This is a genomic window from Burkholderia sp. SIMBA_051 (assembly GCF_046534915.1).
In the GTDB taxonomy this organism is placed as follows: Bacteria; Pseudomonadota; Gammaproteobacteria; order Burkholderiales; family Burkholderiaceae; genus Burkholderia; species Burkholderia ambifaria.
In genome coordinates this window covers 141,943-156,553 of sequence record NZ_JAWRXS010000006.1, presented here as the reverse complement: position 1 = coordinate 156,553, position 14,611 = coordinate 141,943, and the positions used below count along the sequence as shown (strand labels likewise).

Below are 14,611 nucleotides of genomic sequence, written 5' to 3'. Positions count from 1 at the left end.
CGATGGAGACAGACATGCATGCATGGAGCGCGCGCCACGTCCCGGCGCAAGGCGGCAAGGTCGCAGTCGTGACCGGCGCCAATAGCGGCCTCGGCTGGCAGATCGCGGAAACGCTGGCCGCCAAGGGCGCGACCGTCGTGATGGGCTGCCGCGATGCCGCGCGCGCCGCACAAGCCGCGGACGCAATCCGCCGGCTTCATCCTGCCGCCCGGGTCGAAGTCGATCCGCTCGACCTCGCCGATCTCGCATCGATCCGGCGCTTCGCCGCCGACATCTCCGCGCGCCACGGCCGCGTCGACATCCTCTGCAACAACGCCGGCGTGATGTTCCTGCCGCTGCGGCACACGCACGACGGCTTCGAGATGCAGTTCGGCACCAATCACCTCGGCCATTTCGCGCTGACCGGCCATCTGCTGCCCGCGCTGTCCGCCGCACCGCGGCCGCGGGTCGTGACGATGTCGAGCGGGTTCAACCGCGGCGGCCGGATCCGCGTCGACGACCTGCGAGCCGAGCACCGGTACAACCGTTATCTCGCGTACTGCGACAGCAAGCTCGCGAACCTCGTGTTCGCGATCGAGCTGCAGCGCCGCTTCCAGCGCGCGGCGTTCGCGGGAATCAGCGTCGCCGCGCATCCCGGCTACGCGGCGACCAACCTGCAGTTCGCCGGCCCCGCGATGGACGGTTCGCCCCTCCGCGCCGCGCTGATGCGCGCGGCACACCGTTATCTCGCGCAACCGGCCGATCAGGGCGCGTTGCCCGCGATCCACGCGGCAACGTCACCCGAGCTCACCGGTGGCGCGTACATCGGGCCGTCAGGCTGGTTCGAGTCGCGCGGCCTGCCGGCGCGCGCGAGCGTGCCGCGCGCGGCACGCGACGTGGCCGTGGCGGCACTGCTGTGGGAAGCGTCGGAGGCCGCGACGGGTGTGCGTTTCCTGAGCGCGGGCGCGCCTGCCGGCCGGCTGCCCGGCACGCCGTTCGATACGACGGCCGAAGTGCGCTGACTCGCGCATTTCCTGTCGCTATTCTTCATACTTATTGCACTTACAGAAACGAAAGGCCGATGAAAGCCTGATTCGACGCCTCACTGTTACCAGCCAGGAAACAATTTATCGTCAAAATCAGCGTTTACCCTGAACGACCCGGTGACTAAGATTTAGTCAATCGCTGAAGACATGGTGTCGACGGCGAACCCAATAAAACACCGGAGGTCATCATGAAATCGCTCGTTTCCGCAGTTGTTGCCGCTGTCGCCCTGTCCGCTTCGTTCAGCGCTTTCGCACAAAGCACCGTGACGCGCGCACAAGTGCGCAACGAACTCGTCCAGCTCGAACAAGCCGGCTACAAGCCGGGCGTGTCGAGCCCGTACTACCCGAACGACATCCAGTCGGCGGAAGCGCGTGTTCATGGTGCCGATCCCAGCGGCTACGGCGCGCAACCGGCTCCGGTCGTCCACTCGGGCGTCCCGGCTGCCGCAGCGTCGTCGAACGCTCGCGACTCGGTCTTCTTCGGCCAGTAAGCCGACGCGCCCCCGGCGGGCGCACCGCGCATCGCGCGATGAAGCTGGATCCGGACGAGCCCGTCATGCGGGCTCGTCTTTTTTTCTCAAACGCATACCTCCGCCGCCCGGCAGCGGGTGGCTTCGCCCGGGCGCGTTGCGTCCGGGCGCTTTTTCCCCGGCGAGGTAAGCGTAACGAAGCGGTATGCGCCGGTCAGCGCGCCGCGGCTGCCGCAGGCACCCTGCGCGACAGCACGCGCCACCGCGACAGCAGTTCGTCGCGATCGACGTAACATCCCTGCAGATGGCGGCGGCCCGTCGACGGATCGAACTCGGTGCGCGCATGCAGCACGCGCCGGTTGTCGAACGCCCACATGTCGCCGGCCCGCAGCCGGCGCTGCACGCGAAAGCGCGGCTCGCGCGCGAGCGCAAGAAAACGCCGGTAGGCACGATAGACGGCCGCCACCGCATCGGCCGGCGCATCGAGCGGCCCGCGCAGGAAGTTCGCGACGCGCACCTCGGTCACGTTGCCGCGCGCATCGAGCCCGATCACCGGCGCCGAACAGCGGTAGTCACTGTCCGCACTCTTGTTCCAGAACTCGAACGGTGTCGACGCAAGGTGCCCGAAATCGGTCGGATATTCGCGCCGCAGCGCATCCGCGAGCGCGAAGCCGTCGAGGAAGACGCTGTCTCCGCCCGTTGCATCGTTCGTGAGGCAATGCAGGAACTGCACGCCCGGCTGCAATTCACGCGTCGGCAGGTCGGTGTGCGGCGGCAGGTTGAGCGACGTATAGGCGTTGCTGTCCGGGCGCGGCTTCGATTCGACGTCGAACAGCACGCCGAAATTGCTTTCGCGAATCAGGCCGATACGACGCGCGATCTGGTCGACCCGGCCGCGTTCGGCCGGCACACCCTCGACGAGCGTCAGCCCCGTGCGCTGCAACGCGGCGAGCCACGCGAGCAACGTGCCGTCGTCCTCCATCACGTCACGCCATGCGAACACGCCGATCGCCGTCGCGTCGTCGCCGGTCCATACGTGCCGCCCATGCGCGGCCTGACGCTCGGCGCGCGACGCATCGTCGTATGCATGCGCGCGCAACCATCCCGGCGACCAGGTACTGCGATGCCCGTCGTTCCACTCGACGTGCAGCGCGCCGTCGGTGTCGACATGCACGACGCGCGCCGACAGATCCTCGCGCGCGTCGGCGATCTCGAACACCTGTTCGCGCGTGACCGCATGCACGCACGCGGAACACGTGCAGTTGTCGCGCAACCAGTCGAAGTGAAACGGCGATCGTCGCGTGTCGCTCCACTCGACGTCCACCGCGCCATCGCCGATCGTCGCCGCCGCGATGGCCGCTTCGACGGAAAAAGTCCGCCAGTCCTCGATACGGTGTTGCGCTGCCTGCATCGTTGCCTCCCGGAAACGCCCGCTACGCATGTGGTGCGAGCAGAAACTCGCCGACCATCCGGTGCATCCGCGCCGCCTGCGGGCTCGTTCCGAGCGCGCGCCAGCAGCCATGCACCAGCCCCTTCCCCATCCAGTAACGCGCGGCGCCCCCGGCCGCGCGAATCCGTTCGACGTACACACGCGCATCGTCGCGCAGCGGATCGTGTTCCGCGCCGATCGCGAGCACGGGCGGCAGCCCGTCGAAACGCGATGCCGCGAGCGGCACCGATGCACGCAGCAGCGGATCGTCATCGGCCGGTGCAACGTGTTGTGCATCGCCCCAGTACAACGCGCGATAGCGATAGACGTCATCGAGCGTCAGCATCGGCGCGTGCGCTTGCGTTTCGCGCGCCGGCGATTGCGGTTCGATGCCGAGCATCGGATACACGAGTGCGATTCCGTCGATGCCGCCTTCGCCTGCATCGCGCAGCGCGGTTGCGACGGCCGCCGCGAGATTGCCGCCCGCGCTGTCGCCCGCGAGCGTCAGCGGTCGTGCGCACGAGCCGAACGACCAGCATGCATCGCGCGCGGCTCGCGAGACGGCCAGGCAATCCGCGAGCGCGGCCGGCGCGCGATGCTCGGGCGCGAGCCGGTAATCGACCGCGATCACGGCCAGCCCCGTGTCGGCCGCCAGTTGCGCGGTGATCAGCGCGTGACTGTCGAGCGAGCCGACGACGAACCCGCCGCCATGAAAGAACAGCACGGTGCCGCGCGGCTCGCCGTGAGCCGGCGCGTAGCGCCGCAGCGCGATCGCGTGTTCGTGCGGTGCATGCCACACCGCATCGTGCTGCACGATGCCGGCCGGCAGTTCGCCGGGCGTCCATGCGGCCGCGAAACGATCGTAGAGGCGGCGTTGCTCGTCGGGCGAGCACGCCGCCGCGCCGGCCGGATACGCCGCGTCGACAGCCGACACGAACGCCGCGATTTCCGGTTCGAGCATCGTGCGCGCCCCGTCGTCGCCGGTGCTAGCGGCGCGGCGGCAGGCCGATCACGCGGCCCGCATACGCGGGCGCCGCGCAATCGCGCTGCAACGCATGCAGTTCGGCAACGCGCGCGGCGACGTCGTCGTCGAACGGCGCCGATTTCGCGCCGCCGCGCGTGTCGACGTGCAGCAGCATCTGCTCGCTCGCCGACACCGCACCGTCGTAGCCGTCGGCAAACAGTTCGAGATACAGGTGCAGCCGCTTCGCGTCGTGCGCGAACACCCGCGCATCGACGCGCACGCGCGTGCCTTCCTTGATCTCCTGCAGATAGTTAACGTGCGCTTCGAGCGTATAGACCGAGCGGCCCCGCTCGCGACGCGCGGCGTCGTCGAGACCGATGCGCTCCAGCAGCGCATCGGTCGCGAAACTGAAGATCAGCAGATAGAACGCGTCGCGCAGATGGCCGTTGTAGTCGACCCACTCGGGCCGCACGACGTCGCGGTATATCGTCAGCGGGGTATCGCCGGTCATGTTCGTTCAGTCCTCGAATCGCATTCCGTGCCGCGCCTTCACAGTGGCGATCGCCTTCAGCACCTCGGTAATGCACTCGTCGCGATAGCGTTCGAGCTCCTTGATGCTGCGCGTGCCCTGCTGCTCGCTCGTGCCTGCGACGACGCTGTCGATCAGTTCGTCGGTCAGCGTCGGCGCGACCAGCTTCGTCCACGGCAGTTCGAGCGCGGGGCCGAACTGCTGCATGAAGTGTCGCATGCCCGCGTCGCCGCCGGCCAGCGTATAGGTCAGGAACGTGCCCATGAACGACCAGCGGATGCCCGCGCCGAAGCGGATCGCATCGTCGATCTCGCCGGTCGTCGCGACGCCTTCGTTGACGAGATGCAGCGCCTCGCGCCACAACGCCTCGAGCAGCCGGTCCGCGATGAAGCCCGGCACCTCCTTGCGCACGTGCAGCGGCCGCATGCCGAGCTTGCGATAGATCTCCATTGCCGCGTCGACCGCTTCCGGCGACGTGCGCGCGCCGCCGAGCACCTCGACGAGCGGCAGCAGGTAGACCGGATTGAACGGATGGCCGACCACGCAGCGCTCCGGATGCGTCGCACGTGCGTAGAAGTCGGTCGGCAGCAGCCCCGACGTCGACGATGCGATGATCGCGTCGGGCTTCGCCGCGCGGCTGATTTGTTCGTGCAGTTCGAGTTTCAGCGCCTCGCGCTCGGGCGCGCTTTCCTGGATGAAATCCGCGTCGGCAACGCAGGCTTCGATCGTCTCCGCAAAGCGCAGCCGCGCGGGATCCGCGCCCGGCGCGAGGCCGACGCGTTCGAGCGCGGGCCATGCATTCGCGACGGTCGCGCGCAGCCGCTCCTGCGCGCCCGGCGCCGGGTCCCACACGACTACGTCGAGACCGTGCGCGAGCGCACGGCAAATCCATCCGCCGCCGATCACGCCGGTGCCGATCGCGGCGAACGTCTTGATGTCGGTCTTCACAGCCATGTCCACGCATCCTTCAAATCGAGGGGAATCGGACGGCGGCCGCCCTCGTGCGTGCCGCCGCAATGCATCACTGAATCAGCCGTCGACGCTCACGCGAATTCGGTCGCCGCGCGGCGTTCGAGCAGGCGCTCGCCGCGCGCCGGCAGGCCGAGCTTGCGACGCCCTTCGGCCGGCGTCAGCACGCGGGCGCCGAGCCGCTCGATGATTTCCCGCGCGCGCTCGACGAGCGTGCCGTTGGTCGCATGCACGCCGCGGTCGAGCCAGATGTTGTCTTCGAGGCCGACGCGCACGTGGCCGCCAAGCAGCATCGCCTGCGCGACCATCGGCATCTGCATGCGGCCGATCCCGAAGCCGGCCCAGTGCGCGCCCGGCGGCAGGTTGTCGACCATCGCCTTCATCGTGCCGGTGTCCGCCGGTGCGCCCCACGGAATGCCGAGGCACAGCTGGAACAGCGGCGGATCGTCGAGCAGCCCTTCCTTCAGCAATTGCTTCGCGAACCACAGATGGCCGGTATCGAAGATTTCCAGCTCCGGCTTCACGCCGAGTTCCTGGATGCGCTTGGCACCCGCGCGCAGTTGCGCGGGCGTCGACACGTAGATGTAATCGCCGTCGCCGAAATTCAGCGTGCCGCAATCCAGCGTGCAGATCTCGGGCAGCAGTTCCTCGACGTGCGCGAGGCGCGTGAGGCCGCCGACGAGGTCGGTGCCCTTGCCGAAGCGCATCGGGTCCTCGCCCGGGCCGATTTCCAGATCGCCGCCCATGCCGGCCGTCAGGTTGATGATCACGTCGACGTCGGCCGAGCGGATCCGGTCGACCACTTCGCGGTACAGGTTCGGATCGCGGCTGCCGCGGCCCGTCTGCGGATCGCGGACATGACAGTGCGCCACCGTCGCGCCGGCCTTCGCGGCTTCGATCGCGGCGGACGCGATTTCCTTCGGCGTGACCGGAATCGCCGGATGCTTGCCGACCGTATCGCCCGCGCCGGTGACCGCGCAGGTGATGATGACTTCGTGGTTCATGTTGACTACCCTCGCTTGATTCGAATTGTGTCGCTCGATTTTGTGTCGTACGTACTGCAGATGATTCGTCGCCACGCGCCGCATGCATCGGGCGCGCAGGCCGTTACAGGCCGAGATAGGCCTTCACGGCAGGCAGGCCGTCCTTGCCGTCGAACGTCTTGACGCCGGCGAGCCACGCGTCCAGCACCTGCGGATTCTTCTTCAGGTACGCCTTCGCGGCGTCGGCCGGCTTCGTCTTGTTCATCACCGACTGCATCAGCTGGTTCTCGAGCTGCGTCGAGAAGCGCAGGTTCTCGACGAGCTTGCCCGCGTTCGGGCAGCGCGAGATGAAGTCGGGCGCCGTCAGCGTGTACACGCGCGCTTCGCCATAGTTCGGGCCGAACGACGCATCGCCGCCGGACAGGTAGTTCATGCTGATCTGGATGTTCATCGGATGCGGTTCCCATCCCAGGAAGACCACCCACTTCTTGTCGCGAATCGCGCGCTCGACCGTGACGAGCATCCCCGCCTCGCTCGATTCGACCAGCTTGAAGCCGCCGAGGCCGTACTGGTTCGTGTCGATCATCTTCTGGATCGTCGCGTTCGCGCTGCTGCCGGGCTCGATCCCGTAGATCTTGCCGTCGAGCTCGGCGCGGTGTTTCGCGATGTCGTCGAAGGTCTTCAGGCCGGCCTGGTATGCATAGCTCGGCACCGCGAGCGTCGCCTTCGCGCCCGACAGGTTCGGCGGCTCGACCACGTTGATCGACTTGTTGTCGAGGAACGGCTGGAGCTGCTTTTGCTGCACCGGCCACCAGTAGCCGAGCGACACGTCGAGCTGCTTGCTCTTCAGGCCGGCGAACGAGATCGGCACCGACGCAATCGTCGTCGTCGGCTTGTAGCCGAGCCCCTCGAACACCGTCGACGCGAGCGCCGTCGTGGACGTGATGTCGGTCCAGCCGATATCCGCGAAGCGTACGGTGCGGCAGGTCGCGGCATCCGTTTCGGCCTGCGCCGCAGTCGCGAACGCGCCGGTCGCCAGCATGGCCGCGACGAACGCGGCGATCTTTGTCGACTTCATGGTTTCTCTCTCCCGATTGGACCGATGTCCGACGGGTTCGCGGTGTGCGTCCCGGCCTGCATCGTGGGAGTAAAAGTAACGAGCCATATTGGTCGCGGGAAGACCGGCGGCGACCTGTTCTTGACTGTTTGCGACTATGAGTGGAAACCACTAGGCGCGGGCAGGCGCTTGTACTGCGGGGGTTTCGGGCGAATCCCAGCGAACGGGGGTTTGTCCGGATGCGGCGTGGAGACGTGCGTTGGCGGCGGCGCTCGGGCGGCGTGACGCGATTTCCTCCCCTGCGAGCAGGACCCGCCTCCACCAAGCGCTATCGCGGCACTTCGACGTAGGTTTCCCGGCAGATCTCGCGCAATGCCTGAACCAGCAGATCCCGCGTCGGCGCATGCGATTCGCCGGCGCGGGTGAACAGCGCGATGGGCGGCAGCGTCCAGACCAGCGAGTAAGGCACGATCGCGACGCCGGCGATGCGCACCATTTCCTCCGCGATATCGGCCGGCACGATCGACACCGCGTCGTCGCTCGACGCGATCATCTCGCCGATCAGCTTCGACGAATAGCTTTCGACGATCGGCACGGGCGGCGCAATGCCTGCCGACAGGAACAAGTCGGTTACCTGCTCGCGCATCGGCGTATGCGGCGCGCCGAGGATCCAGTCCAGCGCGTGCAGCTTCTGCCAGTCGAGCTTCGTGCGGGCCAGTTTCGCGGCAAGACGCCGGCTCGCGATCATCCGCGGCTGCTGCTGATACAGCACTTCAAAGGACACCTGCCCCAGATCGATCGCCGACGATGCGCGCCCGATCACGAGGTCGACGCTGTGGTCCTTGAGCTGCAGCAGCAGCTGGTCGCTGGTGCCTTCGTGGATCGTCACGGTCAAGCGCCGTTCCATCCGGGATTGCAGACGCTTGAGCGCGGCCGACAGCATCTGTCCCGAAATAAACGGAATCACGCCGATATGCAGGTGCGCCGCATGGCCGGCCGCGACCGCCTCCATCTCACGGGCGAGATGGTCGAGATCCTTCAGCATCGCCGTGGCCCGCTCGAGCACGACCGAACCGAGCGCGGTCGGGCGCATCCCGCGTGACGTGCGCTCGAACAGCGGCGTGCCGAACATGCTTTCCAGCTCGGACAACGCGTTGGTCACGGCCGGCTGGCTGCTGGCCATGTGCTCGGCGACGCGCGTCAGCGACCCGTGCTGCTGGATCTGCAGCAACAGCATCAGGTGCCGCATCTTCAGGCGCGCGCCCAGCCGCCTGACCACGTCGTTCGCGTCGAATGTCATCGCCGGCCACGCACCCATCATGAAAAAGTGATGGACCGATATTAAAACAGAATCATCTCCTTATGGCCGATCCCTAGAATCGTCCCTGGATCGCGTCGGGACTGGCCTGGCGCGCACGCCCGGACCCAAAAAACATGAAACAGACAGAGACCCAGCAGCAGGCCGCGTACGACTATCACGAGTTTCCGACCCCGGGGAAGATCTCGGTCGTCGCCAGCAAGCCGCTCGTGACGCAGCGCGATCTCGCGCTGGCCTACACGCCCGGCGTCGCCAGCGTGTGCGAGGCGATCGCCGCGGATCCGCTGCAGGCGCGCCGCTTCACGAGCCGCGGGAATCTGGTGGGCGTGATCACCAACGGCACCGCCGTGCTGGGTCTGGGCAACATCGGCGCGCTCGCGTCGAAGCCGGTCATGGAAGGCAAGGCCGTGCTGTTCAAGAAGTTCGCGGGCATCGACGTGTTCGACATCGAGATCAACGAGACCGATCCGGACAAGCTCGTCGACATCATCGCGGGCCTGGAACCCACGTTCGGCGGGATCAACCTCGAGGACATCAAGGCGCCGGAGTGCTTCACGGTCGAGCGCAAGCTGCGCGAGCGCATGAAGATTCCCGTCTTCCACGATGACCAGCATGGCACCGCCATCACCGTCGCCGCCGCGTTCATCAACGGGCTGAAGGTGGTCGGGAAGTCGATTTCGGAGGTGAAGGTCGTGACGTCGGGCGCCGGCGCCGCGGCGCTGGCCTGCCTGGACCTGCTCGTCGACCTCGGGCTGCCGGTCGAGAACATCTGGGCGACGGATATCGAAGGCGTCGTCTATCGCGGCCGCACCACGCTGATGGATCCGGCCAAGGAACGCTTCGCGCAGGCAACCGACGCGCGCACGCTGGCGGAAGTGATCGGCGGCGCCGACGTGTTCCTCGGGCTGTCGGTCGGCGGCATCCTGAGCGCGGACATGCTGAAGGCGATGGCCGTGCGTCCGCTGATTCTCGCGCTCGCCAATCCGACGCCGGAAATCTTCCCGGAACTGGCGCACGCCACGCGCGACGACGTCGTGATCGCGACGGGCCGCTCGGATTTCCCGAACCAGGTCAACAACGTCCTGTGCTTCCCGTATATTTTCCGCGGCGCACTGGATGTGGGCGCAACGACCATCACCCGCGAAATGGAAATTGCCGCGGTTCACGCGATTGCCGGCCTCGCGGAAGAAGAGCAGAACGACGTCGTCGCGGCGGCCTATGGTGGCGACGAAGTGTCGTTCGGGCCGCAATACCTGATTCCGAAGCCGTTCGATCCGCGCCTGATCGTGCGTATCGCACCGGCCGTGGCCAAGGCGGCGATCGAAGGTGGCGTGGCGACGCGCCCGCTCGAGGATCTCGACGCGTATGTCGAGCAGCTGCAGCAGTTCGTCTATCACTCGGGCGCGTTCATGAAGCCGCTGTTCGCGGCCGCGCGCCAACTCGTGCGTGACGGCGGCAAGGCGCGCATCGTGTTCACCGAAGGCGAGGACGAGCGCGTGCTGCGCGCGGTGCAGGTCATCGTCGACGAGAAGCTCGCGCGTCCGATCCTGGTCGGCCGTCCTGAGGTGCTGCTGGCGCGTATCGAGCGGTTCGGCCTGCGCCTGCGACTCGGTCAGGATGTCGAAGTGACCAATCCGGAATATGACGAGCGCTTCCCGCAATACTGGACGACGTACTGGGAACTGCGCTGCCGCGACGGCATTTCGAAGGAGATGGCGCGCGTCGAAATGCGGCGTCGGCTGACGCTGATCGGCGCGATGATGGTGCGGCTCGGCGATGCGGACGGGATGATCTGCGGGACGGTCGGTGAATATCACAATCACCTGAGGTTCGTGGACGAAGTGATCGGCAGGAAGCCCGAAGCGTCGACCTACGCGGCGATGAATATCCTGCTGCTCAATCAGCGGACGGTCGCGCTGGTGGATACGCACGTCAACGACAACCCCGATGCGGAGCAGATCGCGGAATTCACGATCGCCGCGGCGCGGCAGATGGAGTGGCTGAATCTGACGCCGAAGGTGGCGCTGCTGTCGCGGTCGAACTTCGGCTCGGGCAGCGCGGCTTCGGGCGTGAAGATGCGGCAGGCGCTGGAGATCATTCGCGCGCAGGCGCCGGATATCGAGGCCGATGGCGAGATGCATGGCGACTGCGCGCTCGATGAAGGGCTGCGGGCGCGGCTGCTGCCGATGTCGCCGCTGAAGGGCGCGGCGAACCTGCTCGTGTGTCCGAACGTCGATGCGGGGAATATTGCCTATAACCTGCTCAAGACCGAAGCCGGCAGCAACGTTGCCGTGGGGCCGTTCCTGCTCGGCGTCAATGCACCGGTGAACATTCTTACTTCGAGTGCGACGGTGCGGCGGATCGTGAACATGACGGCGTTGACGGTGATCGAGGCGAATCGGAACGTGGCTGCTTGATTGCGGTTGATGTAATTGCTTGACGGGGGTCGGCTGTGGCCGGCCCCCGTCGGGCGGCGCGGGTGGCGGGCGGGAATCATCACCGGATACGACCCGCAAGCCAACGCGATTGAAGCGGCACGCTACACAACCCGCTCCAACGCACTGGCAAACCTCGCAACCGCGGCATCGACATCATGCAGCTTGTCGAGCCCAAACAAGCCGATACGGAAGGTCTTGAAGTCCGCCGGCTCGTCGCATTGAAGCGGCACGCCGGCCGCGATCTGCACACCGACATCGGCGAATTTCTTGCCGGAGCGGATGTCGTCATCGTCCGTGTAACTGACCACTACACCCGGCGCCTCGAAGCCTTCGGCAGCCACGCTCCTGAACCCCTTCTCGGCCAGCAATGCACGAATCCGCGTGCCGAGTTCGAGCTGCTCCGCCCTCACCTTGTCGAAACCATATGCTTCGGTTTCCTTGATGACGTCGCGCAGCGTCGCGAGGCTGTCCGTGGGCATCGTCGCGTGGTACGCGAAGCCGCCGTTCTCGTAGGCTTCCATGATCTGCAGCCACTTGCGCAGATCGCACGCGAAACTGGTGCTGGTCGTCGCATCGATGCGCTCGCGAGCGAGCGGCCCGAGCATGACCAGCGCGCAACCCGGCGACGCGCTCCAGCCCTTTTGCGGCGCGCTGATCAGCACGTCGACGCCGCTCTTCTCCATGTCGACCCAGATCGTGCCGGACGCGATGCAATCCAGTACGAACATGCCGCCGACCGCATGCACGGCGTCGGCCACCGCGCGCAAATAGGCGTCGGGCAACATCATCCCCGATGCGGTCTCGACGTGCGCGGCGAACACCAGATCCGGCTTGTGCTCGCGAATCGCGGCGACGACTTCGTCGATCGGAGCCGGTGCAAAGGCGGCTTGCCTGCCCGCTTCGACCGGGCGCGCTTTCAACACGATCTCTTCGGACGGAATGCCGCCCATGTCGAAAATCTGCGACCAGCGGTAACTGAACCAGCCGTTGCGGATGACCACGCACTTCTTGTTCGTCGCGAACTGCCGTGCCACGGCTTCCATGCCGAACGTCCCGCTGCCCGGGACGATGACGGCCGCCTTCGCGTTGTAGACTTTCTTCAGCGCGGCGGAAATATCGCGCATGACGCCCTGGAAGCGCTGCGACATGTGATTGATCGACCGGTCGGTGTACACCACCGAATATTCAAGAAGCCCGTCGCGGTCGACATCGGGAAGTAATCCTGGCACGTTCGCCTCCGGTAAAGGATGAGCCATGTAGTGAGAGCGAGCGGTATTGGTGACGCGATGCCTCCACGCCTGTGCAAATCCGCGTTTTTGATTCGACGACGACCGATTCTAACGAAAGCCGTCTGAGGCTTGGGATTTTGGTGTGTTGTGGTGCGTCATGAGCACGGCACGCGATTGACCGCCGATCGGCGTGCTCACGTAAAGCCCGCGCGTCGAAACGCAACATCGTGAAACCGCGCTTGCTCTCCGACGACACCGGAACCTAATCTTCAATGGCACAGGCGGAGGTGGCGAACGATTCCGCCCGGGTTTCCTGACACGCCGCGATAAACATGAAAAGCCGTGCCCGCCCACATTCGGTTCAATCGACTCGCCAGCCCGCTGCCGGCCCGCTGCGGTGGATCACCGGCCTCGCCGCGGTGCGCGGCTATCAATGGTCGTGGCTGCCGCACGATCTGCTTGCCGGTGTCACGCTCAGCGCCGTGCTCGTGCCTGCCGGCATGGCGTACGCAAACGCAGCGGGCCTGCCCGCCGTCAGCGGCCTCTATGCATCGTTCGCCGCGATGCTCGCGTATGCGCTCTTCGGCCCGAGCCGCATCCTCGTTCTCGGCCCCGACTCCGCGCTGGTCGCATTGATCGCCGCAAGCATCGTGCCGCTTGCTCATGGCGATGCCACGCGCGGGCTGGCCCTCGCCGGGGCGCTTGCGATACTCGCGGGCGCGATCTGCATCGCGGTCGGGGCGCTCAGGCTCGGATTCGTCACCGAGCTGCTGTCGCTGCCCATCCGGCACGGTTTCCTGAACGGCATCATGCTGACGATCAGCATCGGACAGCTACCCAAGCTGCTGGGATACCAAGGCCACGGCGAATCGTTCGTCGAGAAAGTGCGCGACGTGATCGAAGGCATCGCGGCATCGCGGGTGAACGCGACATCGTTCGCGCTCGGCGTCGCCGCGCTCGTGCTGATACTCGTCTGCAAACGGCTCTGGCCGAAAGTGCCGGGCGTGCTGCTCGCCGTGGCGGGCGCGACGGTGGTGGTGATGTGGTTCGATCTGTCCCGGCACGCGGGCGTGGCGACCGTCGGCGCGGTCCCGCCAGGCCTGCCCGTGCCGCGCATCCCGAACGTGACGCTCGACGACTGGCTGCATCTCGCGGGTAGCGCGGCGGCGATCGCGCTCGTTTCGTTCACGGATATCAGCGTGCTGTCACGTACCTACGAATTGCGCAACGACACCAGCGTGGACCGGAATCACGAATGCGTCGCGCTCGGGTTGTCGAACATCGCCGCTGGGCTGGTGCAGGGGTTCGCGGTGAGCGCGAGCGGCTCGCGCACGCCGGTCGCGGAGGCGGCGGGCGCAAAGACGCAGGCGACGGGCGTGGTGGCGGCCGCCGTCGTCGCCGCGCTGCTCCTGTTCGCGCCACGCGCGCTGTCGCACACGCCGCAATCCGCGCTGGCTGCCGTCGTGATTGCCGCATGCGTGAACATGATCGAAGTGCGGGGCGTCATGCGGCTTTATCGTCTGCGCAAGAGCGAGTTCGTGCTGGCATTGGTGTGCTTCGTCGGCGTTGCGGTCCTGGGTGTCGTGAACGGCATCGCCCTGGCGCTGCTGCTCACCGTGCTGTCGTTCCTATGGCGTGCTTGGCGGCCTTACGACGCCGTGCTCGGGCGCGTCGATGGCATGAAGGGCTATCACGACGTGTCGCGCCATCCGGAAGCGCGGCGCGTGCCGGGGCTCGTGCTGCTGCGCTGGGATGCGCCGCTTTTTTTCGCGAACGGAGAGATCTTTCGTGAGCGCGTACTGCGCGCCGTCGACGAATCGCCGCAGCCCGCGCGCTGGATCGTCATCGCGGCGGAGCCCGTGACCGATATCGACCTGACCGCCGCCGATGTGCTCGAACGGCTGCATGGCGAACTGGCGGCGCGGCAGGTCAAGCTGGTCTTCGCGGAGCTGAAAGGCCCCGTGAAAGACAGCCTCAAGCATTACGGGATGTTTGGCATGTTCGGCGAAAGCAACTTCTTTCCAACGGTTGGGGAGGCGGTCAGCGGCTATCTGAAAACGCATCGGGTGGAGTGGCACGACTGGGAAGACGAAGCATCGGGTTGAAAACGGATCGCCCGGATCAATGCATGCGTGGTGATGGCCGGAGCGCCGTATCCGGGCCTCCGCCAGTGACAGCAAACGCTTAAAACGCAAAAGGG

The 14,611-nt window shown here is 66.4% G+C and carries 12 protein-coding genes; 4 read left to right on the top strand and 8 right to left on the bottom strand.

The window, feature by feature from the left end:
- Positions 1-14 precede the first annotated feature (14 nt).
- Both SB771_RS16285 and SB771_RS16280 read left to right on the top strand, forming a co-directional pair.
- The gene (locus SB771_RS16285; RefSeq protein ID WP_175658836.1) at positions 15-1,001 is read left to right on the top strand and encodes an oxidoreductase; all 987 of its coding nucleotides are present in this window, start codon (positions 15-17) and stop codon (positions 999-1,001) included.
- 212 nt (positions 1,002-1,213) lie between these two features.
- Entirely contained in the window at positions 1,214-1,516 is a 303-nt protein-coding gene (locus tag SB771_RS16280) for a DUF4148 domain-containing protein (RefSeq protein ID WP_105831797.1), read from the top strand.
- Between the two features lie 193 nt (positions 1,517-1,709).
- On the opposite strand, the gene SB771_RS16275 is transcribed toward SB771_RS16280, so the two are convergent.
- The 7 genes from SB771_RS16275 to SB771_RS16245 form a co-directional block, all read right to left on the bottom strand.
- On the bottom strand, positions 1,710-2,906 hold the full coding sequence (locus SB771_RS16275; protein ID WP_175658835.1) for a TauD/TfdA family dioxygenase: 1,197 nt from the start codon (positions 2,904-2,906) through the stop codon (positions 1,710-1,712).
- Between the two features lie 22 nt (positions 2,907-2,928).
- A complete protein-coding gene (locus SB771_RS16270; RefSeq protein ID WP_175658834.1) occupies positions 2,929-3,885 on the bottom strand; it encodes an alpha/beta hydrolase in 957 nt (318 codons plus the stop codon).
- A gap of 25 nt (positions 3,886-3,910) precedes the next feature.
- Positions 3,911-4,399, bottom strand: a complete 489-nt coding sequence (locus SB771_RS16265) for a thioesterase family protein (protein ID WP_175658833.1) — start codon at positions 4,397-4,399, stop codon at positions 3,911-3,913.
- 6 nt (positions 4,400-4,405) lie between these two features.
- Positions 4,406-5,371, bottom strand: coding sequence for an L-carnitine dehydrogenase (locus tag SB771_RS16260; RefSeq protein WP_105831800.1), 966 nt, complete (start codon positions 5,369-5,371; stop codon positions 4,406-4,408).
- Positions 5,372-5,460: 89 nt separating this feature from the next.
- Complete coding sequence (locus SB771_RS16255; protein WP_006749513.1) at positions 5,461-6,390, bottom strand: 3-keto-5-aminohexanoate cleavage protein; 930 nt, start codon at positions 6,388-6,390, stop codon at positions 5,461-5,463.
- Between the two features lie 103 nt (positions 6,391-6,493).
- Entirely contained in the window at positions 6,494-7,447 is a 954-nt protein-coding gene (locus SB771_RS16250; protein ID WP_126225927.1) for a choline ABC transporter substrate-binding protein, read from the bottom strand.
- 307 nt (positions 7,448-7,754) lie between these two features.
- Positions 7,755-8,726, bottom strand: coding sequence for a LysR substrate-binding domain-containing protein (locus tag SB771_RS16245; protein WP_166721821.1), 972 nt, complete (start codon positions 8,724-8,726; stop codon positions 7,755-7,757).
- Between the two features lie 134 nt (positions 8,727-8,860).
- Between SB771_RS16245 and SB771_RS16240 the strand changes: the two genes are divergently transcribed.
- Positions 8,861-11,161, top strand: coding sequence for an NADP-dependent malic enzyme (locus SB771_RS16240; protein WP_175658832.1), 2,301 nt, complete (start codon positions 8,861-8,863; stop codon positions 11,159-11,161).
- 122 nt (positions 11,162-11,283) lie between these two features.
- Here the strand turns inward: SB771_RS16240 and SB771_RS16235 are convergent, their stop codons facing one another.
- The gene (locus SB771_RS16235; RefSeq protein WP_175658831.1) at positions 11,284-12,411 is read right to left on the bottom strand and encodes an aminotransferase class V-fold PLP-dependent enzyme; all 1,128 of its coding nucleotides are present in this window, start codon (positions 12,409-12,411) and stop codon (positions 11,284-11,286) included.
- A gap of 326 nt (positions 12,412-12,737) precedes the next feature.
- Here SB771_RS16235 and SB771_RS16230 point away from each other — a divergent pair, with 326 nt between their 5' ends.
- Positions 12,738-14,516, top strand: a complete 1,779-nt coding sequence (locus tag SB771_RS16230) for a SulP family inorganic anion transporter (protein WP_175659729.1) — start codon at positions 12,738-12,740, stop codon at positions 14,514-14,516.
- The last annotated feature ends 95 nt before the right edge of the window (positions 14,517-14,611 follow it).

Excerpts from the sequence above, each read along its gene's own strand:
- SB771_RS16285 (WP_175658836.1), top strand. The coding sequence starts at position 15 with ATGCATGCATGGAGCGCGCGCCACGTCCCGGCGCAAGGCGGCAAGGTC.
- SB771_RS16280 (WP_105831797.1), top strand. The coding sequence starts at position 1,214 with ATGAAATCGCTCGTTTCCGCAGTTGTTGCCGCTGTCGCCCTGTCCGCT.
- SB771_RS16275 (WP_175658835.1), bottom strand. The coding sequence starts at position 2,906 with ATGCAGGCAGCGCAACACCGTATCGAGGACTGGCGGACTTTTTCCGTC.
- SB771_RS16270 (WP_175658834.1), bottom strand. The coding sequence starts at position 3,885 with ATGCTCGAACCGGAAATCGCGGCGTTCGTGTCGGCTGTCGACGCGGCG.
- SB771_RS16265 (WP_175658833.1), bottom strand. The coding sequence starts at position 4,399 with ATGACCGGCGATACCCCGCTGACGATATACCGCGACGTCGTGCGGCCC.
- SB771_RS16260 (WP_105831800.1), bottom strand. The coding sequence starts at position 5,371 with ATGGCTGTGAAGACCGACATCAAGACGTTCGCCGCGATCGGCACCGGC.
- SB771_RS16255 (WP_006749513.1), bottom strand. The coding sequence starts at position 6,390 with ATGAACCACGAAGTCATCATCACCTGCGCGGTCACCGGCGCGGGCGAT.
- SB771_RS16250 (WP_126225927.1), bottom strand. The coding sequence starts at position 7,447 with ATGAAGTCGACAAAGATCGCCGCGTTCGTCGCGGCCATGCTGGCGACC.
- SB771_RS16245 (WP_166721821.1), bottom strand. The coding sequence starts at position 8,726 with ATGACATTCGACGCGAACGACGTGGTCAGGCGGCTGGGCGCGCGCCTG.
- SB771_RS16240 (WP_175658832.1), top strand. The coding sequence starts at position 8,861 with ATGAAACAGACAGAGACCCAGCAGCAGGCCGCGTACGACTATCACGAG.